This window comes from Empedobacter tilapiae (assembly GCF_004785645.1).
Lineage (GTDB): Bacteria > Bacteroidota > Bacteroidia > Flavobacteriales > Weeksellaceae > Empedobacter > Empedobacter tilapiae.
Genome location: NZ_SRPE01000017.1, coordinates 1 through 26921, shown reverse-complemented (window position 1 = coordinate 26921; position 26921 = coordinate 1). Strand labels below are relative to the sequence as shown.

Here is a 26921-nt window from a genome sequence, read left to right as displayed (position 1 = left end):
TTCAGAATAATGAAAATAATCGTTATGCAATTTTAGAACAAAATGACTTTAGATACAAGTGTACCTATTGCCGTATGAATGAATACAGCACTGTTTTAAAAAACATTTAAAACAATGATTTTAAATGTTATAACTTTCATAAAAAAGGAATATACAATACCTACAAAATGCAGGTTAATTCATGGAAAAGTTCTCCTCTTTTATCCGCCGCTATTTTTCCATTCACATTTTTTTAGTAATTTAGTTCATGGAAAAAAATATACGAACAAGCCCTCATTTATAATGAAGATCGTACCCGAGATATGATTTTACTTACTGCAGAGAAAAGATATTTAAAAACTCATAAAAACGCAACTAGATATAATCCAAAATATTTCTTTCCAATACATTGCTTCCTACATTGGTATTAAACCCGAAAGTCTAAGTAGAATTAGAAGGTAAATCACTTTCTAACATTTGTTAAGTAGAATTCGTTTTAATCTTTGTCTTTTTGTGTCAATTAAAATTAACGAAAATGACAAAATTTGAATATCAATCCGCACTTATTACAGGTGCATCATCAGGAATTGGAAAATCATTCGCTTATTTATTAGCTTCAAAAGGCGTAAACCTTGTATTATCAGCTCGTTCAGAAGATAAACTTTTACAAATCTCCGAGGAACTTAGAGCTGAATTCAAGATTAACGTAGTTTGCATAAAAACTGACTTATCTGAAATTAATGCATCACAACTGATTTTTGATCAAATAGCAAAACAAAATATTTCGATAGATTTATTGATTAATAACGCAGGTATTGGAAAGTGGACAAACTTTTTAGATGAATCAATAAATTCTTATCAGGAAATGATTCAGTTAAATGTTAATTCATTGGTGACTTTGACGCAACTATTTCTGCCTCAAATGTTGCAAAACAAAAAAGGAGGAATTATCAACATTGCTTCTACTGGAGCATTGCAACCTTGTCCCTATATTGCGGTGTACTGTGCGACGAAATCATTTGTTTTAAATTTTTCTGAATCCTTGTATGGAGAATATTTTGATAAAGGCATTACAGTAACAGCGATTTGTCCCGGCAATACTCAGACTGATTTTCAAAAAACGGCTCAGGCAAACACCCAAGGAATGAGTTTTGAAAGTCCTGATGAAGTAGCAAAACAAAGTATAGAAGCACTATTAAAAAGAAAAAATAATAAAATCATCGGATTTAATAACTATTTACAATCTTTCATTCCTCGTTTGCTCTCGAGAAAAATAGTCATCAAAATAGTTAAAAACATGATGGATAAAAAGGTTAATGGATAACAAAGACTGCATATAACATTGGAAACTATTACACAATTCTAATTTTAGGTACAAAAACACAAAATAGTATAAATAATAACTTCTTTAGAAGCGATTTTTAAAGAGTTTTTTTTTGAGCTGTACAACAACTAGTTTAGTTGAAGAGAGAAGAACTTCTACTCTATTTAATTCGACAAAAGCTGTTTGCTTATGTTATTTTTATTAAATTTACTTAAGGCTCACAGCTCTGGCTTCTTTTCAGTCTAAATTGAAACTTTTCGCCACTGTCACCAAGCCCCGAAAAATTATCTGTAAATTATTAATCAACATTTCGTAGAAATTTATGAAAGAAACAAAATTCAATATTGCAATATTAATTGATGGTGATAACGCACAACCAAAACTATTAAAAGAAACAATTGAAGAAGTTTCCAAGTATGGTAAAGCTACAATAAGACGAATATATGGAGATTGGACTTCTCAGACAATGAGTTCTTGGAAAAGTTTAATTAATCAACATTCAATAAATCCGATTCAAAAATTTTCATATACATCTGGCAAAAATTCAACGGACGGAGCTCTAATAATCGATGCTATGGATATTTTACATAGTAAAAATGTAGAAGGTTTTTGCATAGTTTCAAGTGATAGTGATTATACAGGTTTAGCAAAACGCATAAGAGAAGAAGGATTATTTGTAATGGGAATTGGAGAAAAGAAAACACCTGAATCTTTCGTTCAATCTTGTGATATCTTTACCTACACAGAAAATATAACACCTAAAATTCCAGAAATTCTACCTGAAAATGTAAAAGAAGAAAAACCTAAAGCTAAGGAGTCTAAAGTTGAAAAAATAACAAAAAAATCTATTCCCAAAAAAGCAAGTTTTTTATCTACAAAAGATGAAAAAACTATTTCAAAAGCTTTTGATATTTCAACTGATGAAAATGAAATTGCCTATATTTCTACAATTGGAGCTAATATTAGAAAAATAGATCCTAGTTTCGATACGCGAACTTATGACATTTATTCGTTATCTAAATTATTTGAGAATTTAGAAGAATATGAAGTTATTGAAAATAAGGTTGGTGCTTTAAATCATCCTTTAGTAAAAAGAAAATAAGGGTAACAGTTGCTCAACTCTATATTTCGGTAAAAAAATAAACTCTACAACCTCGCTAATTGTTTTAAGCGAGGTTTATTGTAGATATGTAAAACCTCAAATTATTGAGATATGCGATACACACCCCATACTTAAGTCACACAAAAACTTAGGATAAATCTTTAAATATTACATAATTAACAGAATCCTTATCCATTTTTGAAAATGTTTTAAAATTAATATCATGATAAAAATGGATGAAACGTAATCTCTGCACCAATTATCGCAATAAAAATGAAAAAGCAAATACGAAATGTTTTAATGCTTATTCGTTTATGCACAATACTACCTACCCACATACCTAATAAAGCAGGAATAATTGCAATTGTAGAGGGTAAAATATTATCCATTTGAAAAACACCTCCCTTCACTAATCCAGTTGCGAGCGCGATTGTAGAAACTGTAAATGATAAACCAAGGGCTTGGATAAGATCGTCTTTTGAAAGATTAAGCGCTTGGATGTACGGAACAGCAGGAAGTGTAAAAATTCCAGTTGCGCCATTAAGAAGTCCAGTTGCGAGACCTATTATAGGTGATAATTTTGGTTCAAATTTAGATGAAATAGAAAATGTTTTTCCAAAAAGCCCATGTAAGGAATATAATATTAAGGCTAAGCCTAAACCAATACTTGAATATGGTGTATTGATACTTGTTAGAAACCATGATCCTGCCAATGTCCCTATCACGATTCCAATCATCATCACCCAAAATCTTTTAATTAAATCAAGAAATTTTGGTCCTGTAAATAGTTGCCAAACATTTGTTATAAACGATGGAATGATAAGAAGTGAAGCCGCACTAAGAGGCGACATGATAATACTAAGTATTCCCATTGCGATAGTTGGTAATCCCATTCCTGCAACACCTTTTACAAATCCTGCAATAAAGAATGTAATAAGTATTAAGAAAAAATTTAAGGTAAGAAATTCAATCATTTTGAACTATTTAATTTTGATCATTTATATGCTAATTTCAATATACTTACTTCATAAACTAATGAATATCAAGAAATAAACACTTATAAAAAGGTATTTTATGTTTAATAAAATTTAGTAATGAAATACACATTGTAATATTTCTGACAAAGGTATATCGAATAAACACTTTAAACAATCGGAATTATTTGTAGTTTTACTACAAATAATTTGAACTATGGATCTTCATCAACTTAAAAGCTTTAAAACCATTGTAGAAAAAGGTAGTTTTCTAGATGCTGCAAACGAGCTCAATTATTCCTTATCAGCAATTAGCTACCAAATGCAGCAATTGGAAAACGAAATAAAGTTTCCTTTGTTTGAAAAAATTGGGCGAAGAATGGTACCTACCGAACAATCCTTAAAATTAATTCCACATATCAAAAAAATGCTTGATGAAATGGAGCAGATTCGCATGTTAAATGCAAAAGATAGAAAGATTGAGGGAAGTCTAACGATTTCGGTTTCGGATAGTATTTTGACCTATATTATTCAACCTGTTTTAAAGGAATTTATCAAAAAAGCTCCCGATGTTCAGCTAAAGCTTAAAGTCAAAAACTCATATGATATTCAAAAGGAGGTTGTACACAACGAGATTGATTTAGGTATTCATTATAATGTATATGGCTATGATAATCAGATTAAAGTTACCGAAATAAAGAATTTTAGTATTGGTTTGATGGCTTCATCTAATTTTCCAATATCGGAACGGAATTTTAATCTAGAAAATCAAATTAAAAATTCGTGTATCATCAACAATGACCCTAACGCAGTTTATCAAATTTATTTCAGAGATTATTTAAAAGAAAGGAATTTGAAATTTACTGGACAGACATTAGAAGTTTGGAGTATTGAAGCAACAAAACAGAGTGTTATGAATAACCTTGGAGTTGCTTGCCTTCCTCGTTTTGTGGCTACCAATGAGTTAAAAAAGGGAGAAATTGAAGAAATTCTTATTAAAGATTTTAAACAAAATATCATGTTAATTGTAGCGCATCATTCAAATAAATGGATTAGCCCAGCAATGAATCTTTTTTTAAATTTATTAAAAGAGATCATTTCTGATCAAGAGAATGAAATTTAAGTCAACAGATTGCTCAATTGAAGATAATTCAGTAATTGTAATCGAGTATATTGTAACTGTAAACGAGTTTCTTAGTAATGTAGTATATGTTCAAAACTTACTAATTCAGCAAGTTTTGAGTTTTTATTTTTTGTGTTTTCAAAATCTTAAATTTATACTACTTTTAAAGAAACAAAAATTAGGAGCTATGATATTTAGAAGAGCAAGATTAGAAGATGTGCCAAAGATTGTAGAAATGTTGGCGGAAGATGCTTTGGGTGCGACACGAGAGCGTTTTGAAAATCCTTTGCCACAGGTTTACACCGATGCTTTTCAGAATATCGACAAAGACACGAATCAGGAATTGATCGTGGTTGAGAATGAAAACGGACAAGTTATCGGCACTTTGCAATTGAGCTTTCTACAGTATTTAACGTATCAAGGCGGCATTCGTGCACAGATTGAAGCGGTGCGTATTCATAAAGATTTTAGAAACAAAGGTTTGGGCGAAGAATTTTTCCGTTGGGCGATTGATCGTGCCAAAGAAAAAGGTGCACATGTTTTGCAATTGACATCGGATAAAAAACGTCCTGATGCCATTCGGTTTTATGAAAAATTAGGTTTTGTGGCTTCGCATGAAGGTATGAAATTACATTTCAAAAAAGATTAGCAAAAACAGAAAAAGAATTTAGGGACGACAGGATTATTCTGATGAAGTTTGAATAGAATTTTAGCGTTTTATTTCTTCCCAATCATACGCTTTGCAACCGCCTCATAATCCAAATCTACATTATTTTTATCATAGAAAAGTTCCCATTTAAAGTTCGGGATTAGAATTTTGGTTGTTGGTGATTCGTTCCAATCAACTTCAAATTCATGTTTTTTTAAAACTTCAACCACCTTTTTGCCAACCGTGATTGTTACACCATCATCTTCATTATCCACTTTCTGAAAAGCAATGTACAGACTTGGATCTTCCTTTGCAATCGCTCGTGACAAATCTTGCTCGTGATAAAAGCAATAGCCATCGGAAACAATTCCGTTATCGCGCAACTTTCGCTCAACATCCACAACCTCGTATTCGCCGTCGCTGGTCGTATAACCCGCATTGTGAAGCGCAATAATGTTTTGATCGCAAAGCTCGTCAAAAGCGGCTATCAAACGGTCAGTGTCCGTTGGACTTTTCCAAGTTTTAGTTTCATTTAATCGTGATTGCCACTCGGCTTCAATATGTTTATTTGCCCAATCTTCGGAGATTTCGTTTTCGAATTCGTTGTCTTCAATCTCCTCTAAAATGTTGTCTTTAATCTCATCAAGCGATAAAAATCCCATTCGAACTTGGTTCTCAATCGATTCATAAATAAAAGCTTCGTTTTCAGTCATTTTTCAGTATTTGTAGGTTTTAATTATTTTAAAAATAGGACTTTTCCTCAAATTGAATAGTATTTCAACACCGTTTTAAAACAATTTTAACAATGATTTGATTTTAAAATTCAAACCAATTTCTAATAGAAAAATCAAGTTTTCAAAAGAGTAATAATTGTAATGAAGAATACAGGTATCAGTATTATCTTATTTTAAAAACAAAAAACCACGGAAAACATAAACTCTCTGTGGCTTTTAATTTTATTTGAACTGTGTTTACAAATTCATTCCTCCTGAAACTTCGATGCGTTGACCAGTTACCCAACGTGCTTCATCGCTACATAGGAAAGCAACTACGCCACCTATATCGTCTGGTAAACCAACTCTTCCCAAAGCCGTAACCTGCGCCACATGATCGTTGATTTCCTTATTGTCACGTACTCTCCCACCACCAAAATCTGTTGCAATCGCTCCTGGTGCAACCGTATTTGCTGTAATTCCACGAGAACCTAATTCCTTTGCTAAGTAACGTGTCAAAACTTCTACAGCGCCTTTCATGGCTGCATAAGCTGATGATCCCGGATTAGAAAAACGAGCCAAGCCAGTTGAAATATTTACGATGCGACCACCATCATTTAAAAATGGTAAAGCTTTCTGCGTCAAGAAAAACACACCTTTGTAATGAATGTTCACCGCATTATCGAATTGCTCTTCCGTAGTTTCTGCAAAAGGCGCATACAAAGCCGTCCCCGCATTATTCACCAAATAATCGAAATTCGGTTTTCCTGTTTTTTCAGTTAAATGATCAGTTACTTCCTTTAGAAAAACACCGAACGATTTTACATTTCCCGCATCCAACTGAAAAGCAATAGCGTTTTGTCCTAAACTAAGGATTTCAGCAACAACTTTATCCGCTTCTTCCTTGTTGCTATTATAGGTTAAAATTACGTCTACACCTTTCTTTGCTAAACTCAAAGCCATATTTTTGCCCAAACCGCGACTTCCGCCAGTTACCAAAGCAATCTTATTTTCTGTACTCATATTTTTGTTGTATTTAATGATACAAAGTTGTAAGAAAATCTGTAATTTAATGTTGCGTAAATCAATGAATGATTTGTAAAATTCAAATCATTTAACTTCGGTAAGCCAAAGGTGTTAATTGTGTATGTTTTTTGAAGAAATTAGAAAAATGAGCCACTTCTTCAAAACCCAAACTGTAAGCGATTTCCGAAACATTCCAATTGGTTTGTTTGAGTAAATATTTAGCTTCCTGAACAATGCGATTGCCAATAACTTCGGTTGTAGTTTTGCCAATGCTTTCTTTTAAAACTTTGTTTAAATGATTGACATGAACTGATAATCTTTCCGCGAAATCCTTTGCTGTACGAAGATTAAGTTTTTGATTGGGAGATTCAATCGGAAACTGACGCTCCAACAACTCAATAAAAAGTGAAGTTACCCTTGCAGCGGCATTATGCGAAGAATTTTGCTCGTCTAAAGGTTGCAGTTTTTGTCCGAAATGAATCAATTCCAAAACATAATTTCGAATCAAATCATATTTAAAACGATAATCGGAATGCAGTTCCTGTTGCATCTTTCGGAAGATTTGTAAAACCTCTTCCGTCTTTTCATCATCAATTTGAAATATCGGATAAGCACCCGTTTGGAAAATCGGCAAATCATCCAACACAACGCCTGTTTTATTTCGAACTAAAAAATCATCAGTAAAAACACAGAAAAATCCCGACTGATGCTCATCTTGAGGTAACCAATGATATGGAATTTTGGGCGTTGCAAAAAGCAAGGCATTCTTTTTGATTTCGAACGTTTTGTCGGCATATTCTGCTAAATTATGCCCACGAATCATACTGATTTTGTAATACATCCGTTTGTTGTAGGGCATTAATTGCGTTCGACGTGTTTCGTTGAAAGTTTCGGCAATATCAAAAATATTGAAATGTCCAATATCCTTAGAAATATCTGGTGGCAAAAAGCTGTAGATGCTTTGTCCTGTCGCATTAGACATTTCTTGATAAAACTGGTCGATGCTGGTTTTCTTTTCCATAACAAAGTTTGCAAAAATCAAATGTACGCAAAACTTTTAGTCGATAGTTTCTTGTGTTTAAATTCTTGCTAAATCTGATATTGCATTTACAATTTTATCATTCAACAATATTGGAATTTCATGCCCCATTCCTTCAATTTTTAAAAACTTTGAAGCTTTGATCCGTATATGCAAATCTTCTGCACAAGCCAAAGGAAATATTGGATCTTCGGTTCCGTGAATAATCAAAGTCGGTGCTTTAATTTTATCAAACCGTTCGGGAGTAAAACCTGTTAAAGTCATCGCAATAATATGTCCCAAAGTTTGCGCTGAAACTGCACACTGATTTTCCTCTACAAGCGTTTTCCATTCAGCATCTTCATCAAATGGAATCAAACTACCTGAAATTCGTTTAGCAAACTTCAACTGTTTTTCACGAAAGGCCTCTTTATCAGTTTCAAAATCTGGGGTTTTCTGCATTATCATTTGCATAACGTCTGGCGCTGTCTCTGGAAGTTCAGGATTTAAAGAAGTAGACATAATTATAGTGGTGCTCAAAACTCTTTCCGGAAATTTAGCGGCTAAAACTTGAGTGATAATTCCGCCCATTGAACGACCTACAATGTGTGCTTTTTTGATTTTTAAAGCATCTAACAATCCAATTGCATCTTTTGCCATATCTAAAAGCGAATAAGCATTTTCTGGAAACTTTCCTTGCTTTAAAATTTCCATTAATTTTCCAATATCCGCAACTTTATGTTCGATAAAACTACTTTTCCCAGCATCGCGATTATCAAATCGAATCACATGAAATCCTTTATTCACCAACTTTTGACAAAAATCTAAATTCCATCGCGTCATCTGACTACCCAATCCAGAAATCAATAAAATACATTCTTTATCTTCCTTACCAAATTGTTCGTAGCAAATCGAGATACTGTTAATGTTTATATATTTTGAACTCATTTATTTTAAATAAAACTTAAATAATACTTGACAACTCAAATAAAACTCAACAATGAACAATCAACTTTTAATTGCTTTTTCTTTGATTAAAGCACAATCTATTTTGACTCGAAAATTTGATAAACTACATCTTCACGGATTAGGACTTAGCGACTTTATGATTTTATATATTTTAATAAATAGTCCAGAAAATAAATGCCGAAGAATAGACCTTGCCGACAAATTGGGAATTACCGCATCAGGAATTACGAGATTGTTAGCACCTTTGGAAAAAATTGGTTTAGTTGCTCGTGAAGCGCATTTGCGTGACGCTCGTGTGAGTTTTGTAGTCATAACGGAAATTGGAAAAGAAATCTTCGACAACGCCAAAACAACCGCAGAAGAAGTAGCTGAGGATATTTTTCCAAATTTCAAAGCCAAAGAATTAGCAACTCTGAACAAACTTTTCATCGATTTGGATGTTAATTTTAAATAAAAAACAATGGATAAAGAACAAAAGAAATTAATGCGAGAAGCTTTCGACAATCGAAAAGTGTCGATGGGTGTTTTGTCGATTCGTAATTTGGAAACAAATAAAACTTTTATAAAATCAACAATAAACGCAGAAGCTTGGGAAAACAAAACCAAGTTCATTTTGAAAATGGGACAATTTGAAAATGCCGAACTTCAAGCTGATTGGAACAGATTAGGTGAAGATCAATTCCAATTTGAAATGATTGAAGAATTAGAAGAAAATGAAAATCAATACTTCAATTATCAAAAAGAACTTCAGAAAATGGAAGCACGGATTCGTGAATCTTATAACAAAAAAGAAAACATTTTGTACTAACAAGTCAAGTCTTAAAACTTCAAAATAATTTCAATATTTTATCTAAACCGTATTCCTAGGTTTTAATTTCAATAATATCAAACTTGAAATAAATACATAAACTTGAAAGTAAATTTTTACACTTTAATACGAACAATTTTATTCAAAAAACTTTATACGTTAATTATGATCTAATACTTAAACAAGCTCAGAAAGAAAATTAGATACAAAAAAGATTATCATTTTTATAAAAGTATTGAGAAAAAATACTACAAACGTCCAATATTTGATTATTTTCGGAAAAATATTTAAGATTAAAGTACCAATGTTTAAATTTCAGTGCATCTTCCTTTTTTTCATATGTACTTTCGTTAATTCTCAAAGTAATAAAAGTATAAGTAAAGAAATTGATTTTTTAAGCAAGAAAAAAGATAAAGGTGCTGAAGATTCATTTTTAATCGGAAAGGAAATGTTAAGAATTTCTAGAAACGATTTCGAAAGAATGAAATCGTTTCTAAGAATGGGTGATGCGAAGTGCAAAAGTATGCAGTATTCTGAATCGATCCAATATCTTAAAAAAGCAAATGATCTTGTAAATAAATGTGATTTAACTTACGATTATTTTAATATTAATTTTTTTCTGCTATTAAATTATCAAGAGTTAGATTTGAATACAGAAGCCAATGAGACTTGGGATAAACTGCTGAAAATTTCAAAAAGAATACAAGATCCTTCCATTGAATTTTCTATGATGCAAACAAGAGCTCTATACTTTGAAAAAAGAAGAGATTATTCTAATGCTGTAATTTATAGAAAGATGATTACTGATTTTGTTGAAAAATTGCTAAAATCAAATTATCCTGATACAAATAGATTTGAATTAGGCTTAGCTTATATACAATTGAGTTATGTTTATTTAAAAGATAACAAATTGAAAGAAGCTAAATTTTATTTCGATCAAGTGCCTGCATTAGTTAAAGGTGTACCTAAAGAAGATCATTATCTACTCGATTTACAATATTTAGTAAAAGGTATGATTTATGCAGAAAATGGACAAACTATAGAAGCAAATAAATGGTTTGATGAATCTTTATATCTAGCAAATGAAAGAAAATACCCTGCTACAATTGCAAAAGTTAGCGAAGAAAAGCTTCATTACGGAATTGATAGTAAAGCTGAGAGACAAAAAAATTTAGATATTGTAAAACAAACTAATCAGGGTAAATTAAATGAATCAGGTAAATATTATATTTCTGAGTTTGATAAAAATAAAAGAGAGAACCATGCTATAAATACTAAATTCAGTAAATTAATTATTTTTACTTCTTTGCTTCTCTTTTTAATTTTCTTTCTTTTAATAATGCATAGAAGAAATAAGAAAAGAATAGAAAGAAGATTTGAAGAAATAATTTCAACTCTCCAAAATGAAAGTGAAGAAAAAGATATAGATCTCCCACAAGAAGTCATTAAGAAAAATGTTTCTCATACTTCAAGAATAATGTCTGTCAAAACTGAAAAGGAATTATTAATAAAACTCCAATTATTTGAAAAAGGGACAGCTTATACTTCTAAAAATTTCACATTTTCTAACTTTATTTCTCTTCTAGAGACAAATTCAAAATATGCTAATTATATTATAAAAGAGTATAGACAAAAAAATTTCAATGATTATCTCAATGATTTGAGAATAAAATATATTGTAGAAAAATTATACAACAATCCAGAATATTTAAATTATAAAATTAGTTATTTAGCTGATATGTCTGGCTTTTCATCGCATAGTCGTTTTACTCAAATTTTTAAGAAAGTCGTGAATATTTCTCCTTCTCAATTCATTCATGAATTATCTAATAAACATAAACTGAATTAAACTATTCGATAATTTACTTCATTCAGCTTTATGATTATTAAAATACTTTACTCTTTTATCATTTCATAAAATTTAAATCTATTACAGTATCTATAATCGTTCATAAACGATATTTTCTTTTTACAAAAACTAACCATTCTATTAAAATTATAGAAATAACTCCATTATTCTGATTTATTAATTTGAATCTGTATTTCAAAATAAATTCTCATATTCTAAAACTTAAAAAACTAACAATAAGTACATTAATACAATTATTTTATTGTATAAATTATATAATACAGACATTCATTGGAATGTTTGACTACAATTTCGGGTATACATTTGTGAAAAATTACTAGCATAAAAAATTGCTCGTTCAGTAAATGTACTAACAAACCTATATGAAATATTCAATCTTAATTTTTCTTATTCATTTTAGTTTAAATGCGCAAGAAAATAAAAATTATTCATCTACTAATTTAAAAAACGATACTATAAACATTGCTGTTCTTTTATACAATAATGTTGTGTTACAAGATTTTTCAGGTCCTATCGAAGTTTTTAGTAAAGCTAAAAATCTAACACATGGAAAATACAATATTTATACAATAGGATTTGATTCTAAAAATATATCAACCGAAAATGGTTTGATAAAAGTAACTACAGATTATACATTAAATAATTTTCCTCCTGCTGATTATCTCATAATACCTGGTGCAAATATGAAAGTTATAGAAGAGTTAAAAAATAATCATTCATTAATTGATTTTATAAAAAAAGAAAATAATAATCCTTATTCTAAAATAGTATCTATATGTACAGCATCTTATTTGCTCGCCTATAGCAACATTCTAAACAATAAAATGGCAACAACCCATTATTTTGTAGCTCATGATTTTAGTGAAAAATTTCCAGAAGTTAAACTCATTAGAGATGTTAGATTTGTTGATGAAGGAAAAATAATCACCTCATCTGGAATAACTTCAGGAATAGATGTAGCGCTTTACATTGTAGGGATTCATAGCGGAAAGAGAATTCAAGAAATGATAAACAACGCATTACAATATAATTACGGACATAATCAGAAGTGGCCTACTCCAAAAAAAGGTATGAAATATAAGTCTAAGTCATAAATAAAAATTCATATACTTCTATAATTTAGAATATAAAAAATATCGTATAAAATACTATAAATCTAAATAAATAAATAAATAAATCAATAAATAAATCAATCAATAAATCAATCAATCAATCTATGAAAAAAGAAACAATAGCTATTCTAATTGCTTTGTCATTTAACACTTTCTTACTTTCTCAAGTTGGTATAAATACAAAAAACCCTCAAGGAGTATTTAATGTAGATGGTAAAAAAGATAATAATTTAGAAGGAGCTCCTACAAAAGAACAACAATTAAATGACTTTGTTATTACTAGCGAAGGTAATGTAGGTATAGGTACCACAAATCCAACAAAAAAATTAGAAATTATTTCTATTTCGTCTCCATCATTTAAATTAAATGATGGTTCTCAAGGAGAAGGTTACGTCTTAACTTCTGATGCTAATGGGAATGGTAGTTGGAAAGCTACTCAAAAACCTATATTAGCAAATTGGTCGTCAACAGGAATATCTACGCCAGTAGAAAATATTTCATACACAGGAACTTCTATTACCTTACCTCCTGGAAGGTGGTTAATATTTACAAACATTATATTAGCAGCTAATCCAAATCCTGTTTCTGGACAAGGAATTTGGGTAAGATTAGCATGGAGTAGTACACAACCAAATTATACTTATAGTGGTGGAACTGGAAATTTAAACTCTGGAACATTAATTAGTTCATTTGGTCTATCAAGTGGAACAACTCTCATCAACAACAGTACATCTTCAAATAAAACGTACTATCTTTTTAATAATATTCCTACTATAACAGGTAATTATGTCGGAGTATGGAATAACCTTGGGAGCTCTTCATGGGCTGAAAACTCTATAATCGCTTATCCTGCAAATTAAACAATACTGATGAAAAAAATATTTTTATTATTTCTATTTTCTTATTCCTATTCTCAAGTAGGAATAAATACAGAATATCCTACGGGCATTTTTATGGTCGATGGTAAAGCTGATAATAAATCTTCTACACCTAATATAAGTGCAATCAGTAATGATGTAAAAATAACGGAAAATGCAAATCTAGGAATAGGTGTTGAAAATCCTAGTACGCTCGTTGACATTAAAAGTAATAATATTAATTCTGGTTTCAGACTGAAAGATGGTTCTGAAGGAGAATATTATAGACTCGTAACAAATATAAATGGTGATACTAAATGGAGAAAAAGAAGCTCAGTAATTGTATCACAAATTGAAGGTTCTTACAGTGGATTAATTTTTACTACAACACTCAATTATACTGGTCGTTATATCATTCTAGAACCTGGAGAATGGATGGTTCGATCAAATTTATTATTAAGAGCTTTCAACTCAGCAAGTCCATCTTCTGGTGTATATGTTAAGTTTTCTTGGGCTGAGAATACAAATGGAATATATACATTATCGCAAGATGTCTTATTTGGTAAAACTTTTGGAGGAGATTATTTATTAGATTACGGAATTGCTAAAGGAGCCACAATCATAAAGAACTCTTCTTCTGAAGCAAAAAAGTATTATTTGGTAACGAATGGGGCTGAAAATATTGGAAATTTCCCTCTTAATTCAGTTTGGGATCAATTAGGAGGTACATGGGGAGAAACATCTATTATGGCATTTCCTTTTAATTAGCTTATTATTAGAGTATTCTATATAATTATTTAAAATTTAATAAGTTAACGCTAATATTTAAGTGAAATTTTCTTATAATATATAATATTAGTTCTTCTAACTATCAAAGATTTATTAGCAAAATAAAAGCTTAATTATATACTTTGCTTCAGCTGTATTATCAATCATAATCATTTTATTAACAATATAATAAGGTGGATTAAAAATCCGCCTTTTATTATTTTACAAAATCATATCAAGTTGTATTATTAAAATAATATATCTTAATTCTTTTTACAAATATTTTAATTAAGCTGCTACTATACACTTTCTATAAACGAATAGAAATTACTTTATTGTCTTAAAAATATAAATCGGATAATAACAGATTCTAACATTTCATTACATGAAATAGTTATATGTTATCTTTTTTCAATTAAAAATTGTACTCTATGAGAGAGAGAATTACTACTTATTTTTAAATAAATAACATATTAGAAACAAATATATTAGCCTAAATAAAAAAAATTCAATCAAAAACTCTAATTTTGTAGAAAATAACGAATCCATATTGTATGAAAAAGAATTATTTATTATTTGTAACCTTATTGTTAAGTTCGTTCATGAGTGCACAGGTAGGTGTTGGTACATCTGTTCCTAATAGTACTTTAGATGTAAGAGGTTCATTACAAACTGCTTTTAGAGAAATCTCATCAAGTGTTACCTTAGGTATTAATGATTACTATACCACCTATAATGGAACTAATGATGCAACAATAACGTTACCTGTTATTGGAACAGGAACAAGTAGTTTTAACGGTCGCATTTACAGAATTAAAAATGCAACAACTAAACGAGTAACAGTTAGAGCTTCAGGGTCAAACACGATAAGAGCGACAAGTGTACCTGTTACGAGCTTTATAATAGAAGCTGGTTGTTATGTAGAAGTTGTAAATAACACAAATACAGCCTCTACCTCTGCTACATGGGACTTATCGTATATTGCACAACCTTACACTCCAAACGTAAGTATTTATGGAACAACTTTAAAAATCCCTCATTTCTCGGCAAATATTTCAAATCATAATTCAACAACTTATGATTCTGGAACTGGAACCGATGCTTGGTGGGTTATCTCATCAACTTCATCTTCCCAAGCTTTAAATGCAAATACATCTATTAGACCGAGTAAAATGACGATAGTTTATGAATATCAAGGAACAGCTTTTGATATTAATAATTTACATCCAATTTTGACAGCAGGAAACACAACGAGTTTTCCTGATGTATTTACAGTTTCTTTTGGTGGATTTTCAGAAGTTGGTGGAAAAACCCGATTAACACTAACCGTTGCTAGAGTAGATTTAATTGGAACCGATGGAGGATCAAATAGTAACTGGCAAGGTACTGGATTTTTTATAAATACTTTACTTACAAAGAAACTGTTTTAGATTATATAAATTCAGATTTTATCTTATAATAAAAGGTGTCTATTGACACCTTTTTCTTTTTTTTTTAAAGAAGCTCTTTTATAAATTTATGTCTGATTTTACAACAATGTAATTTGTAAAAAAAATTATATGATATAATTATGTAAAGTTAATAAATACATTATTTAAATAATTTTCATATAAAAATCTTCTTCCATTTCGCTACCGTATTTCGACTTAATTTAAAATGATTTGCTAGCTGTGAATTTGTTAATTTATGTTGCTTTTGGTAATCCAAAATAAGCAAAATATCTTTTTTATTATATGAACGATACTTTTGATTAAAAGATTCTGTTTCCTTAGTGACTCCAAATATTTTTTTATTCAGTTCAATAATATCTATTCCAGAAATAATTGTTTTTTTTAGGATACTGCTACAGTTTTTTCTTTTATGGGGAAACTTTTTATTTAAAATATCTTCATATATCTGTCGATAATCAGGTGATATATTTTTTTTAGAATTCATAGTTTTTTAGGTAAAGTGGTGTCTATTGTTAATTCAATATATAATATTTTTATTCTGATTCCTTAACCAAATTCTTTCAATAATATAAGGTCTAATCTGAGTAAAATATTCATCTACAAACTGATAATCTCGGTTTTAATTTTTCATAGTTTATTTTAGAATGTATTACTATAAAATATGTAGGTAGGATATAACTATTTATTTAGGTCAATGGTTAACTTTATGAGTTTTTATGTTTACTTAACCATTTGTAAAGAGTCGTTTTAGGTATCCTATATCTTTCTACAATTTCATTTTTAGTCATTTCTCCAGAATGAAGTTGTTCTAAAATAAAATCTATAATTTCTTTTGTATAAATATTCTTACGGAATCGAGGAAGTGATAATTGGTTTATTGTTTTGTGCTCTTTATTCTTTGCTGATACTGGAGCATATAAAATTAAATGTTGACTGTAAATTCTAAAAAAATCATATTCCAATAGTTTACTCCACTTCAACAGAATTTCTGAATCTAAACTTTTTGATTGATACATTTGTTTTATCTCCTCTTCTGAGCATTGGAAAAAGTTACAGATACGGGGTGTTTCCACCCCTTCATCTGTAACAGCTTGATTAATTAAAGTACCTACATGTATTTCTTTGTAATTACTCATTGAAGCACTATTAATGATTATCTATAAACTTAATTAAATCAGGATCTAAGAATTGCATTTCAAGTCTATTACGAATGCCTTTTTTACCTGTTTCAATACCTTTTATTACATCAAAACTCAATGAATCTCCTTTTTTTAATTGTATCTGAAAATAATACTTTCCACTCTTATCAAGAGGTTTTGCTTGAAATGCTTCTTTACTATTGAGATTTATAACATAACTCATTTCCTTTACTTCTTCTTGTGGTAAATTAGAAAGTAATGTTATACGATATATTCCTTCTTTTCCAACAGTTATCTTATTATTATTTAATACATTTCCTTCAGTGTCAGATCCATTAATTTTTATTTCAGAAAATATCATTTCCTTTTTGAACTCTGTTTCATTATAGTCTTCACCCTCAAAAGTATAAACTGTATTTTCATCTACAATTCCTTCATTATATACTTGAGAATAAAGGCTGTTAAAAAAGAGAACTAAGAAAAGTAAGGATAGCTTAAATCGTTCAAATATTTGTTTCATTTTTTATTTTTTTTGATAATTTTTTAAAATAAGTCATCGGTATTATTTTTCACACCGATACCTCTATAATCAATTATGGTTTCCAGAAAGTCCATACAGTTCCATTATACACAGCAAGCTGCCTTGCTTTTGTGTCATATACAATCATACCTGCACTTGGATTAATTATATTTAAGTGAGGACTTTCTACTTTTGGCAAAACCATAGATCTATTTGTATCTGTCAACACTAAAATTCCTTCTTTTGTATCGGAATCGCCATTCTGTCCTACAGCCACTTTTGCAGTAGTCTGCTCTATTTTTCCAATCCCTTGAATAGTTAGATCTTCGTCTCCGTTTTCATTTACACTTAAATCAACCCAATTACCTTTTTTCAAATATTTGACTTTGAAATCAGATGTATCATAGATAATTGTCCCATTTTCAGAAATCTTGCTTGCATCTTCAATATAAGGAAGAACTAATCCTCTGTTTTCTGAATCACCAAACTCTAATGACACAGAATTGTTACTTACATTTTCTTTTCCTATTGCCACTTGTGCTTGTAATGTAAAAGATAGCAAATGAAAAAAGAATGTTGTTGTAATTATTTTTTTCATATTTCAATTATTCTTAATTGATCATTTAATTTTTTAAAAGATTTTCCGCTCCTCTGTGAAGAGGAGCAGATTATCTTATTTTACTCAGGACAAGCCTGTTTTGAAATACAATACCATCCGAATGTATTTCCATCATCTACAGATGTATATATTTTCATACAATTATTAATTGTATCATATACCATCATTCCTTCTACAAAATCACTAGCAGGAATACCTACTGGTACATCAGGAGTTGCTGCATTATTATCTTGATCCTCAAAGGCTACTCTATTCGGAACAAAACCTTTTGTTTTAGATTCAAGTACCAACCATGCTCCTTTTCTAACCATTGGCCAACTATCAGAATCCTGCATACCTGCACCTCTGTTTAAAGAAGATATTCCTACATTACTATCTAATGTCAGTCCTCCTGTCGTAGCACCTGGTTTATAGCAAAAACATTCTTCTGCATTCCAATCCACATAGTAGTCTTCTACTTCTCCATTAGGAGCTGCTAAGAAGCTACGTTCGTCCTCAAGAGTACTTAAATCGTCAGCAAACAGTTCTGTCGTTAAACGTAAACGCACAAAACTCCTCATACTAACACCACAAACCGATGGATCATCTGCCCATGTAAGTGTTATTATTTGCTGAGATGCCGAAGAAGTAACCTTTTGTACTACAGCTTCTCCATGTTCAAAAAAACCGTTGTTATTCCAGTCGATGAAACCATATAAATAAGCTTCTTCTCCTGTATTATTTGTCAACGGAACTTCTAATTTATAAGACGACCCTATTACTTTCTGAGGTAGTGGAGTACTTGGGAACGCAGGAAACGCATCTTCATCATCTCCTAATTCATCATTATCATCTCCCATTGCATCGTTACCATTTCCTGTAACAGTAAACTGAGGTCCATCTTCACTATCTGCTGCAATAGCTCCTAGTTTCAATGGGTTATCTATCTGGCTATACTTGATTTCATGGCTTGCCATATCACCTAGATTATAACGGTTATCCAAATCTCCATAATCAAATGCTACATTTCCACAAATAGGTCCTACCGAAGGAACATTTGAAAAGTCATACTCTATAGGGCTATTCGTACAACCACCACATCCATCACTTCCATCAACTGTGTGTCCTACATAACCATAACGGTCACTTCTTTCTCTAACTACAATAGAGATATGCCCTCCTGCTTCTACATACATCATCTTTCCTTTCAGCATTTGAGTTCCGCTATTCGTCGTATTTGCAGTTAACATATAAGCAGATGTAGGAGATACTACTCCTTTTTTACTTCCATCATTCGATCCTGTACTATAAATCCTTTTATCTTCAGTAATTAAACTAAATAGAGGACCATAACTGTCATGATTGTTTGCAGAAATCCATTTTACAGTTCCTATTTCTTTTGTAACATCATCCTGATTTCCTACTGCTTCTGGTTCTTCATTAATAAATCTAACCATGCTCCATTTGGTTTGGGTAGTTGTATTACCCAATCCTAATTGACCTTCTTCGTTTGCTCCAAGTACAAATACTTTTCCTTCGTTGTCTCTTACATAATAAGATGTTAAAACTTGGTTATTAATATCTTGTTGTTTTATAGGAAATGTAATTCCTTTTGGAACAATCATTTTAGTTGCAAAATTTTTATTAGAAGCAACTAATCCATCTCCTAAAAATACATTAGCACCCCAAGTATAGAAGTTATTACCATCTGTAGCAATTGCTGATGCACCCGAAGTTCTGATATCTTTCATTCCTGTAAGAGGAGTGTTGTTCTCTAACATTACTTGATGCCATCCTGGAACAGGAACATTCCCATTTCCTTGAATTGCATGTCCTATTGTATTAGAATAGGTCCACACTTCACCTGTCTTAGTTAATAACATTAATGATCCTACTGATGAATTTCGACCTGCGTCTATCATTTGGATATGAGCAGCTCCTATACCTTCAGGTAATGCTACTTGTCGGAAGCCTGTACCAGAAAAAACACCGTTGGATTGTCCCCATACATATAATCCTGCAGAAGATAGAAGCATGTACTGATGATAACTTGTGGAAGAAGATACACCTGTCACCATTAATGGCGTTCCTAAAAAGTCGAATCCATTACTTCCTGATTCTACTTTTATAGGAGTCATTTGGTTTGCTCCACTTCCATGTGCTGAATTCCCGAACACAACATAATCTCCACTTGCTAACTTGGCAATACTTGCATGGAAAAGAGCTTGCAAAGGATCCATCTTTCCTAAACGATCATCATCATTATTATCACATGGAATGATAGAAGAATCTGTTGGTTGAGCTGGTAAAATATAATCTTCTACCTCTCCGTTTATAAGTACACCATATTCCCCAGTATTCGCTCCATCACCTATTGAACGTTCATCCACATTTGTGGAAGCTGCATTGTCTACCAATGTTGCACTTGTAATACGCACTCTCATATAAGTGTAATTAGTCGTTCCTGTATAATTCGCTATAGGCCAAACTAATCTTGTAGCATAATCTCCAGAATTTGCAGGAATCGCTACAGATATATGTTCGTTTGATGTGAATCTTCCATTGGCATCTAAATCTAACCAAGCATGCAATGTCGCTGCTGTAGTAAGGTTATTCTTTACTTTTATACCAACACCATAATCTGTTCCAGAAAGTAATATTGGTAATGGAGTAACTATACCATCTTCATCCAATCCATCGCCATTCACACCATTGTTATCAGATCCAAAAGCTACACTATTCGGATCACTTTCAATATCTACAGTATCACCCATCAAAAGATCGGGGGTGTGTCTATGACGTGCTGGAACACTCGTTCCTATTGAATTTTTTTCATAGACAGCTGGAGCATCACCAAAATCAAACTGTGTTGTAATTGGAATCCTATGATCTTCTATTTCTCCGTTATAAATAACAGGTGTCGCTGCATACTCACCAGTATTTATTCCATCAGCTAAAGCACGTTCATCTACCAAAAGCCCTGGTGTACCAGTTGTAAAATCAGTTAAAGTTCCTTCAGATAAACGTAAACGCATATATAATTGTGTAGGATTACCACTAACAACAGATTGCGCATTTGTCCATGCAAGCGTCACATAACCGTTATTAGTTGCATTTGCTACATTTATTGTTGCAATTTCACTAGATTCGTAACGTCCGTTATTATTAAAATCAATCCAACCATATAAGGTTTTTGAAGCTCCTGTATTATTAGTTACTTGTACACGTGCTGTATACCCATAACCACCATTTCCATAAATAGGAGTAATCTCTACACCATCTTCATCATCTTGTCCAGAAATATCATCACCCAAAGCATCTAATGATGTATGTTTAGCCGCTTCATAATCTGGAGGAGTATTACCAATATACAGTCTATTACTTACCGCTTGTCGTGCTGGCGCTACAATATTATTTCTACTAGTATCATATGAATCTGGTGTATCACCGTAATCATATTCTGTAGAAACAGTTAATCTGTAATCTTCTACTTCCCCTATGGCTGATGTACTATAAGTTCCAGAAATAAGACCATCTCCTATTGAGCGTTCATCGAGAAGAAGACCTAGTGCTCCTCCTACTGTATAATCAGCAAGTGCTTGTCCTGAAATACGAAGACGCATGTACAATTGATTCGTCCCAGTTGGTATATTATTGGTCAATGTATTTGTCCAAGATAATTTTGCAGTCTGCTGAACTGGCGAATTAGGAATTGAAACACTAGCCATTTCTGTTGCTTCAAAATACCCGTTGTTATTAAGATCAATCCAACCATAAAGAGTTTTAGCTGAACCACTATTATTAAATACACTAACGTCTGTACTATAAGCAATTCCTTTATAGATAGGTAAAAGTGTAGTAATACCATCTTCATCCAATCCATCACCATTCACACCATTGTTATCTGCTCCCATAGGAACAGTATGTGCTGATGGCTCAGTATCTATTGTAGCACCTAATCTCAATACAGAAGACAAGACCTGTCTTGGGTATATAGATGTAGCGCCTTCCCTATTTCTTGCATATTCAGCAGGAGCGTCTCCATAATCATATCCTTCAGCTATTACATCAAACTGATAGTCTTCTACTTCACCAGAAGCATTGCTACCTCCATAGCTTCGTGTATCAATCAGAGTTGCATTTCCACTATTTGAATTGCTAAGCGAAAGAGCGGATAATCTTAACCTTGCATATACTTTTCCTTCAGCCAAAACAGAAGGTGCAAAAGTATTGTTCCATGTCAATACAAAATGACTTGGAGTACCTGCCGTTACTGATCCACTAACAACAACAGCCTCATTACCGTTGAAAACACCATCTCCATTAAAGTCAATCCATCCGTATAAATATTTTGTTCCACTTACTGTTGTATTTACAGGAACACTGATTGTAAATGGAGTACCATCCACTACCATCATAGGAGTTGAAACAGCATCTTCATCTTCTCCATCTCCATTGATCCCGTTGTTATCCGCTCCTGCAGCAACATTGCTAGGTTCCAACTCATAATCAATTGATGCACCTAAATAAAGATCTGGTATAGAACTATTCACCTGAAACGCAGGGTTTCCATTCTCATAAGAAACTGGTACATCCCCATAATCACGAATAACTGTCAGCTGATAATCCTCTACCTCTCCAAGCGCTACAACACCATACGTTCCTGTTACCAATCCATCTCCAATAGCACGTTCGTCTACTACCGTTGCATTCGTCCCAGTCGTTTGATCACCTAGAGTAACTCCTCCTTCCGCTTGCATAAGTCTAGCTCTCATATACACTTTCTTTGTATTTGATGGAATAATTCCAGTTTGTGCAGCTGTAAAAGGAATAGATGCAAGGTAGGCACCTGGAGTTGCTGTATAGGAATAAGATTCAGTTGCCTCAAATCTTCCGTTATTGTTAAAATCTATCCAAACAACTAAAGTAGCATTAGCTCCTGTATAATTTTTAACTTCTATATTATAATTGTTAATTGCACCTGGTCTTATATATAATGGACTTGTTATACCATCTTCATCAGAACCATCTCCATTATTACCATTGTTGTCACTTCCCACAGTAACTGAAGAAGGACCAGATTCATTGTCATAAGAACTTCCTAAATATAACGTATGCGTGCTGAAATTTCTTGCTGGTTTAAAGTTAATAGGAGTTGTTCCATCTTTATCCATTTCATAACTTTCTGGTGCATCTCCAAAATCATATAATTCACTTCCTACAGGAAATCGATAGTCTTCAATCTCTCCAAAGCTTGGTATTGTATATATACCTGTACTAACACCATCAGCTATAGAGCGTTCATCTATAGTTGTAGTCGACGTGTTATCAGCTCCAGCAGTTTGAGTAAGTCTAACTCTTACATATACATTTGTTACTCCGGTAGGAATTTGACTAGTTTGTGAACCTCTGAACCAAAAATTGACCGTACTTTCTCCAGCAGGAACTGCCTGATAACCACTAGAAGTAGCATTCGTAGATGCATAAGCTGCTTCATTAGCTTGAAATTTACCATCATTATTAAAATCTATCCATGCAATAACATTAGATGCTGTATTTGCTGATACTGAAGTAAAGAAATTAAAAAGAGCTCCTCTAGTAATTGTTTGTACTCCCACACCATCTTCATCAAGTCCATCACCATTTATTCCATTATTATCAGCTCCAATAGCTACACTTTGAGCAGTCTGCTCATGATCTATTGTTTCACCTATTGTATATAGCGAACTAGCCACTTGTCTTGCAGGATAAGAAATTCCCGCATTATTCAGTTCATATCCAACTGGTACATCTCCAAAGTCGTATAGATCAACCGATAACTGATAATCCTCTACTTCTCCAAAAGGGGTAATTGGTGTATTTACTGAATTAGTAGTTGATGTCGCACCATTTCCTATGCTTCGTTCATCAATTAGTGCACTATTTGTTCCTGAGTTAAAGTCGAGTAAACTTAGATTAGAAAGTCTTAATCTTAAGTAAATATTCGTTGTGCCAACAGGAATAGATGTTGTCTGTGTAGCACTCCAAGTAAGAGTTAATGAATTTAGTCCTACTCCTGTAGAAGTTGTCGTTGCTACCTCTCCTACCTGAAAACGCCCATCTCCATTCAAATCCAGCCAACCATATAAATATTTCGTTCCTGCTAAATCCGAAGGAATATTAACTGGTACATTAATGCTGTAAGCAACTCCACGGCTCACGCTTACCAATGTCGCTAAACCATCTTCATCGGGATCGCCTATAGAATTATCACCAGCCATATTATTTTGATTAGGTGATATTACAGAAGCAGGTGCAGTTTCTACATCCAATAAATTTCCTATCGTAAATCCTGCCAATGGAGCGTGCAACGCTGGTAATGCTACTCCATTAATATCGTTTTCAAAAGTAGAAGGTACATCACCATAATCGAAAGTATTTAGTACTTCTATTTGGTAATCTTCAACTTCTCCGTTAGGAATAGTTCCATGATCTGCAGAACTAGTTGTTGAGATAGCACCAAATCCAATGCTTCGTTCATCAATATCAGCTCCTCCACTTGCAACTGTTGTATAGTCAGCCAAAGCCCTATCAGAAAGTCTTAACCTCATATAAAGCTTTGTTGCTCCTGTTGCTATAGTTCCTGTCTGAAGCCCTGTCCAACTAAGCACTTGTGTACTTGCTCCCGCTACTGAAAACGAGATTGTCGCAAATTCACCAACTTCGAATTTACCATTATTATTAAAGTCAATCCAACCATAAAGATACTTAGTGCCTGTTGTATTAGTAACAGGAACATTTAGTGTAAAAGGTACTCCTTTTCTTATTTGGTTTACTGAAACAGAAATCGCATCTTCATCTACTCCATCTCCATTTGTTCCATTATTATCAGCTCCCAATGCTACACTATATGGTTTAAGCTCTAAATCTGGAAGAATACTTCCTAATGAGAAACCTGCAATACGTGAATGAGCTGCAGGCATGAAAATTCCTTCTTTTGATGTATCATAAGAAACTGGTACATCCCCATAATCAAATATTGCAGAAGTAACACTATTCCATGTACTACCTATATTGATTCCGTCTATTTCCAATGTAGGTGCATTCATAGCAGCACCCTGAAATAGATAAGCAACAGATAATGAACTTACATCTGCTATTGGAGGAGCAATACTGATTGCTGCTGTTCCAGGCTCTGAAGCTGATGATGGATTTACATATAACCTAATAATGTCATTATTAGTTCCAGTAAAAGCTTCATATTTAAGCACAATAAAAGTATTCACTCCAAAAGATCTTACAGAGGCTTCATAATCGGCTTCTGCTGCTGTTTTTCCTATTCCAAAACTATAGCCCGTCCCATTTGCTTTTATATATATTCGGGCATTCTGTGCTGCAGTAGAAGATCCTAAAGAGAAAAAGAAATCTCCACTCGCTTGTGCTGCCGAAACATTTACCACCATAGACGCATAAGCCGCCTGACCTGTTGTACTTGTAGGTATTGCTGTAAAGGCACGGCGCACATCTTGTCCACTACTTGCCAAGGAAATTTTATTTCCTATATTATTTCCTATTGTTCCTGAACGAGAAAGATTTCCATCACTTACAACAATGGAGGGTGTCCCTGTTGCATGAGATGTCCAGTTTGCATTCGTCAACAATGTACCAGAAGCATAATTAAAGCTCTCTGATAGCAAATTCTGTGCTAGTGACTGTTGCAAAAAACTGGTTAAAAGAAGCAATAACATCATGATGAGACGTTTTCTTCTTCTATAAAAAGTTATATTTTTTATCATTATTTGTATTTTAATTCAACTTTCATCTACTGCTTCAAAAAATATCATAATTCGAAACAGCTAAGTTTATATTAGATTGAAAGAAAATGAAGGAGGTGGACGAATACTTAACCTATCTTTTTTCTCAAGGTTTTTAATTGAATTAGCATAAAAATATTTAATCTTTAATATTTCTTTTTTATGACTTTTTAAAATAACTGAACCTACTATCGGTGCTAAAATTTTTGACGTATTGTTTGTAGGGACAAGTGTTATCGCCTTAGAAGCAGAAAAAATGTTAATTATATTTTGACTAGAATTAGTTCTAGTAATCTTAGCCGAATATTTTGGAGCAATATCATGTTTTGTATCTTTAGCTACTACATTCTTTTGAACACGTTGATTGTTATTTTTATGAGAAAGGCTAATTTCTGTACTCTTTAGATTTACATAAGTTACTTTTGCTGTAACTTTTTCCTCCGTATCAATAAAAGAGGTTCCTTCGGTAATATAAATACTAAAAGATTTTTGGGAAAAAGAAGTCTCTTTTTCTTCCAGCACAGTATCATTATCAATAATAGTAATTCCTTTACCGATAAAAACATTAGGGTTATTAACTAAAGATTGTGCTGATAATAAATCTGAAAAAACAAAACATAAAAGCACTAAAAGGTGGAATAACTCCTTTTTAAAAAGTACTTCTATGCTTGTTTCAATTTTCATTAGTTAGGTTGTTTTTGAAAAATAGTCCTTCCTAGACTATTTATTCAGTGTATTGATTTACAGTGCAATAAATTATAAAAGTGATTTTTAGTTAATTACTCATTTAATAAGCAATTAAAAACATCTTTGTTTAAAAAAAATAAGGCTTAAAAAGAGAGTTAAGACAGTATTTTTCAGTAATTTGCTTTGTTTTTAAAAAAAGAATATATTTGCATAAAAAGTAGTCTAGGAAGGACTACTTTTTTTTGTTAAATTCGTTCATTATTAATTTATTAAATCTGATTGAATGACATTTAATTTTTTCTTGCCTGATAATGGAGACCTAAAAAATATCCATCTTTCTTTAATTGATCAATCTCAAAATAAAAAATATACATTCAGAACTTCTCTTCGAATAAAAGCTGATCAATGGGATGATAAAAAGCAACGTCCATTCAATATTTA

Annotated in this window: 22 protein-coding genes; 11 read left to right on the top strand and 11 right to left on the bottom strand. The window is 32.0% G+C overall.

Annotated features, from left to right (window positions below; translation table 11 throughout):
- Window positions 1–514: 514 nt before the first annotated feature.
- Both E4J94_RS16945 and E4J94_RS16940 read left to right on the top strand, forming a co-directional pair.
- Window positions 515–1303, top strand: coding sequence for an SDR family NAD(P)-dependent oxidoreductase (locus E4J94_RS16945; RefSeq protein WP_135836966.1), 789 nt, complete (start codon window positions 515–517; stop codon window positions 1301–1303).
- Window positions 1304–1625: 322 nt separating this feature from the next.
- Window positions 1626–2405: an NYN domain-containing protein gene (locus E4J94_RS16940; RefSeq protein ID WP_135836965.1), complete on the top strand. Its 780-nt coding sequence runs from the start codon at window positions 1626–1628 to the stop codon at window positions 2403–2405.
- 221 nt (window positions 2406–2626) lie between these two features.
- On the opposite strand, the gene E4J94_RS16935 is transcribed toward E4J94_RS16940, so the two are convergent.
- Window positions 2627–3379, bottom strand: coding sequence for a sulfite exporter TauE/SafE family protein (locus tag E4J94_RS16935; RefSeq protein ID WP_135836964.1), 753 nt, complete (start codon window positions 3377–3379; stop codon window positions 2627–2629).
- A gap of 217 nt (window positions 3380–3596) precedes the next feature.
- Here E4J94_RS16935 and E4J94_RS16930 point away from each other — a divergent pair, with 217 nt between their 5' ends.
- Window positions 3597–4502, top strand: a complete 906-nt coding sequence (locus E4J94_RS16930) for a LysR family transcriptional regulator (protein ID WP_135836963.1) — start codon at window positions 3597–3599, stop codon at window positions 4500–4502.
- The gene (locus E4J94_RS16925) at window positions 4492–5151 is read left to right on the top strand and encodes a GNAT family N-acetyltransferase (protein WP_246034367.1); all 660 of its coding nucleotides are present in this window, start codon (window positions 4492–4494) and stop codon (window positions 5149–5151) included. The genes E4J94_RS16930 and E4J94_RS16925 overlap by 11 nt, the downstream gene beginning before the upstream one ends.
- Window positions 5152–5219: 68 nt before the next feature.
- Here E4J94_RS16925 and E4J94_RS16920 read toward each other — a convergent pair whose 3' ends face one another.
- The 4 genes from E4J94_RS16920 to E4J94_RS16905 form a co-directional block, all read right to left on the bottom strand.
- A complete protein-coding gene (locus E4J94_RS16920; RefSeq protein ID WP_135836962.1) occupies window positions 5220–5864 on the bottom strand; it encodes a DUF6891 domain-containing protein in 645 nt (214 codons plus the stop codon).
- A 258-nt stretch (window positions 5865–6122) separates the two neighbouring features.
- Window positions 6123–6887, bottom strand: coding sequence for an SDR family NAD(P)-dependent oxidoreductase (locus tag E4J94_RS16915; protein ID WP_135836961.1), 765 nt, complete (start codon window positions 6885–6887; stop codon window positions 6123–6125).
- Between the two features lie 91 nt (window positions 6888–6978).
- A complete protein-coding gene (locus E4J94_RS16910; protein WP_135836960.1) occupies window positions 6979–7911 on the bottom strand; it encodes a helix-turn-helix domain-containing protein in 933 nt (310 codons plus the stop codon).
- A gap of 57 nt (window positions 7912–7968) precedes the next feature.
- A complete protein-coding gene (locus E4J94_RS16905) occupies window positions 7969–8856 on the bottom strand; it encodes an alpha/beta fold hydrolase (protein ID WP_135836959.1) in 888 nt (295 codons plus the stop codon).
- Between the two features lie 52 nt (window positions 8857–8908).
- On the opposite strand from E4J94_RS16905, the gene E4J94_RS16900 reads away from it, so the two are divergent.
- From E4J94_RS16900 to E4J94_RS16870, 7 genes are all read left to right on the top strand, one after another.
- Window positions 8909–9331: a MarR family winged helix-turn-helix transcriptional regulator gene (locus E4J94_RS16900; RefSeq protein ID WP_135836958.1), complete on the top strand. Its 423-nt coding sequence runs from the start codon at window positions 8909–8911 to the stop codon at window positions 9329–9331.
- A 6-nt stretch (window positions 9332–9337) separates the two neighbouring features.
- Entirely contained in the window at window positions 9338–9685 is a 348-nt protein-coding gene (locus E4J94_RS16895; protein ID WP_135836957.1) for a GIY-YIG nuclease family protein, read from the top strand.
- A 235-nt stretch (window positions 9686–9920) separates the two neighbouring features.
- Window positions 9921–11534 carry a helix-turn-helix domain-containing protein gene (locus E4J94_RS16890; RefSeq protein WP_221411306.1) on the top strand — a complete coding sequence of 538 codons (1614 nt, stop codon included), beginning with the start codon at window positions 9921–9923 and terminating at the stop codon, window positions 11532–11534.
- A gap of 383 nt (window positions 11535–11917) precedes the next feature.
- On the top strand, window positions 11918–12649 hold the full coding sequence (locus E4J94_RS16885; protein WP_135836955.1) for a DJ-1/PfpI family protein: 732 nt from the start codon (window positions 11918–11920) through the stop codon (window positions 12647–12649).
- Window positions 12650–12771: 122 nt separating this feature from the next.
- A complete protein-coding gene (locus E4J94_RS16880; RefSeq protein ID WP_135836954.1) occupies window positions 12772–13527 on the top strand; it encodes a hypothetical protein in 756 nt (251 codons plus the stop codon).
- 9 nt (window positions 13528–13536) lie between these two features.
- Window positions 13537–14292 carry a hypothetical protein gene (locus tag E4J94_RS16875; protein ID WP_135836953.1) on the top strand — a complete coding sequence of 252 codons (756 nt, stop codon included), beginning with the start codon at window positions 13537–13539 and terminating at the stop codon, window positions 14290–14292.
- A 554-nt stretch (window positions 14293–14846) separates the two neighbouring features.
- Window positions 14847–15722, top strand: a complete 876-nt coding sequence (locus E4J94_RS16870) for a hypothetical protein (protein ID WP_135836952.1) — start codon at window positions 14847–14849, stop codon at window positions 15720–15722.
- 175 nt (window positions 15723–15897) lie between these two features.
- On the opposite strand, the gene E4J94_RS16865 is transcribed toward E4J94_RS16870, so the two are convergent.
- The 6 genes from E4J94_RS16865 to E4J94_RS16840 form a co-directional block, all read right to left on the bottom strand.
- Window positions 15898–16227 carry a helix-turn-helix domain-containing protein gene (locus E4J94_RS16865; RefSeq protein ID WP_135836951.1) on the bottom strand — a complete coding sequence of 110 codons (330 nt, stop codon included), beginning with the start codon at window positions 16225–16227 and terminating at the stop codon, window positions 15898–15900.
- A gap of 220 nt (window positions 16228–16447) precedes the next feature.
- Entirely contained in the window at window positions 16448–16879 is a 432-nt protein-coding gene (locus tag E4J94_RS16860; RefSeq protein ID WP_135836950.1) for a transposase, read from the bottom strand.
- Between the two features lie 10 nt (window positions 16880–16889).
- Complete coding sequence (locus E4J94_RS16855) at window positions 16890–17402, bottom strand: hypothetical protein (RefSeq protein WP_135836949.1); 513 nt, start codon at window positions 17400–17402, stop codon at window positions 16890–16892.
- A 73-nt stretch (window positions 17403–17475) separates the two neighbouring features.
- A complete protein-coding gene (locus E4J94_RS16850; protein WP_135836948.1) occupies window positions 17476–18000 on the bottom strand; it encodes a hypothetical protein in 525 nt (174 codons plus the stop codon).
- Window positions 18001–18080: 80 nt separating this feature from the next.
- Window positions 18081–25700 carry a GEVED domain-containing protein gene (locus tag E4J94_RS16845; RefSeq protein ID WP_221411305.1) on the bottom strand — a complete coding sequence of 2540 codons (7620 nt, stop codon included), beginning with the start codon at window positions 25698–25700 and terminating at the stop codon, window positions 18081–18083.
- Window positions 25701–25841: 141 nt separating this feature from the next.
- The gene (locus E4J94_RS16840; protein WP_135836946.1) at window positions 25842–26477 is read right to left on the bottom strand and encodes a hypothetical protein; all 636 of its coding nucleotides are present in this window, start codon (window positions 26475–26477) and stop codon (window positions 25842–25844) included.
- Window positions 26478–26921: the final 444 nt, after the last annotated feature.

Bases quoted from the DNA above. Each gene is read 5' to 3' on its own strand.
- E4J94_RS16880 (WP_135836954.1), top strand. From the start codon at position 12,772: ATGAAAAAAGAAACAATAGCTATTCTAATTGCTTTGTCATTTAACACT.
- E4J94_RS16930 (WP_135836963.1), top strand. From the start codon at position 3,597: ATGGATCTTCATCAACTTAAAAGCTTTAAAACCATTGTAGAAAAAGGT.
- E4J94_RS16915 (WP_135836961.1), bottom strand. From the start codon at position 6,887: ATGAGTACAGAAAATAAGATTGCTTTGGTAACTGGCGGAAGTCGCGGT.
- E4J94_RS16945 (WP_135836966.1), top strand. From the start codon at position 515: ATGACAAAATTTGAATATCAATCCGCACTTATTACAGGTGCATCATCA.
- E4J94_RS16850 (WP_135836948.1), bottom strand. From the start codon at position 18,000: ATGAAAAAAATAATTACAACAACATTCTTTTTTCATTTGCTATCTTTT.
- E4J94_RS16935 (WP_135836964.1), bottom strand. From the start codon at position 3,379: ATGATTGAATTTCTTACCTTAAATTTTTTCTTAATACTTATTACATTC.
- E4J94_RS16840 (WP_135836946.1), bottom strand. From the start codon at position 26,477: ATGAAAATTGAAACAAGCATAGAAGTACTTTTTAAAAAGGAGTTATTC.
- E4J94_RS16910 (WP_135836960.1), bottom strand. From the start codon at position 7,911: ATGGAAAAGAAAACCAGCATCGACCAGTTTTATCAAGAAATGTCTAAT.
- E4J94_RS16900 (WP_135836958.1), top strand. From the start codon at position 8,909: ATGAACAATCAACTTTTAATTGCTTTTTCTTTGATTAAAGCACAATCT.
- E4J94_RS16920 (WP_135836962.1), bottom strand. From the start codon at position 5,864: ATGACTGAAAACGAAGCTTTTATTTATGAATCGATTGAGAACCAAGTT.
- E4J94_RS16925 (WP_246034367.1), top strand. From the start codon at position 4,492: ATGAAATTTAAGTCAACAGATTGCTCAATTGAAGATAATTCAGTAATT.
- E4J94_RS16905 (WP_135836959.1), bottom strand. From the start codon at position 8,856: ATGAGTTCAAAATATATAAACATTAACAGTATCTCGATTTGCTACGAA.
- E4J94_RS16895 (WP_135836957.1), top strand. From the start codon at position 9,338: ATGGATAAAGAACAAAAGAAATTAATGCGAGAAGCTTTCGACAATCGA.
- E4J94_RS16855 (WP_135836949.1), bottom strand. From the start codon at position 17,402: ATGAAACAAATATTTGAACGATTTAAGCTATCCTTACTTTTCTTAGTT.
- E4J94_RS16865 (WP_135836951.1), bottom strand. From the start codon at position 16,227: ATGAATTCTAAAAAAAATATATCACCTGATTATCGACAGATATATGAA.
- E4J94_RS16875 (WP_135836953.1), top strand. From the start codon at position 13,537: ATGAAAAAAATATTTTTATTATTTCTATTTTCTTATTCCTATTCTCAA.
- E4J94_RS16885 (WP_135836955.1), top strand. From the start codon at position 11,918: ATGAAATATTCAATCTTAATTTTTCTTATTCATTTTAGTTTAAATGCG.
- E4J94_RS16940 (WP_135836965.1), top strand. From the start codon at position 1,626: ATGAAAGAAACAAAATTCAATATTGCAATATTAATTGATGGTGATAAC.
- E4J94_RS16860 (WP_135836950.1), bottom strand. From the start codon at position 16,879: ATGAGTAATTACAAAGAAATACATGTAGGTACTTTAATTAATCAAGCT.
- E4J94_RS16870 (WP_135836952.1), top strand. From the start codon at position 14,847: ATGAAAAAGAATTATTTATTATTTGTAACCTTATTGTTAAGTTCGTTC.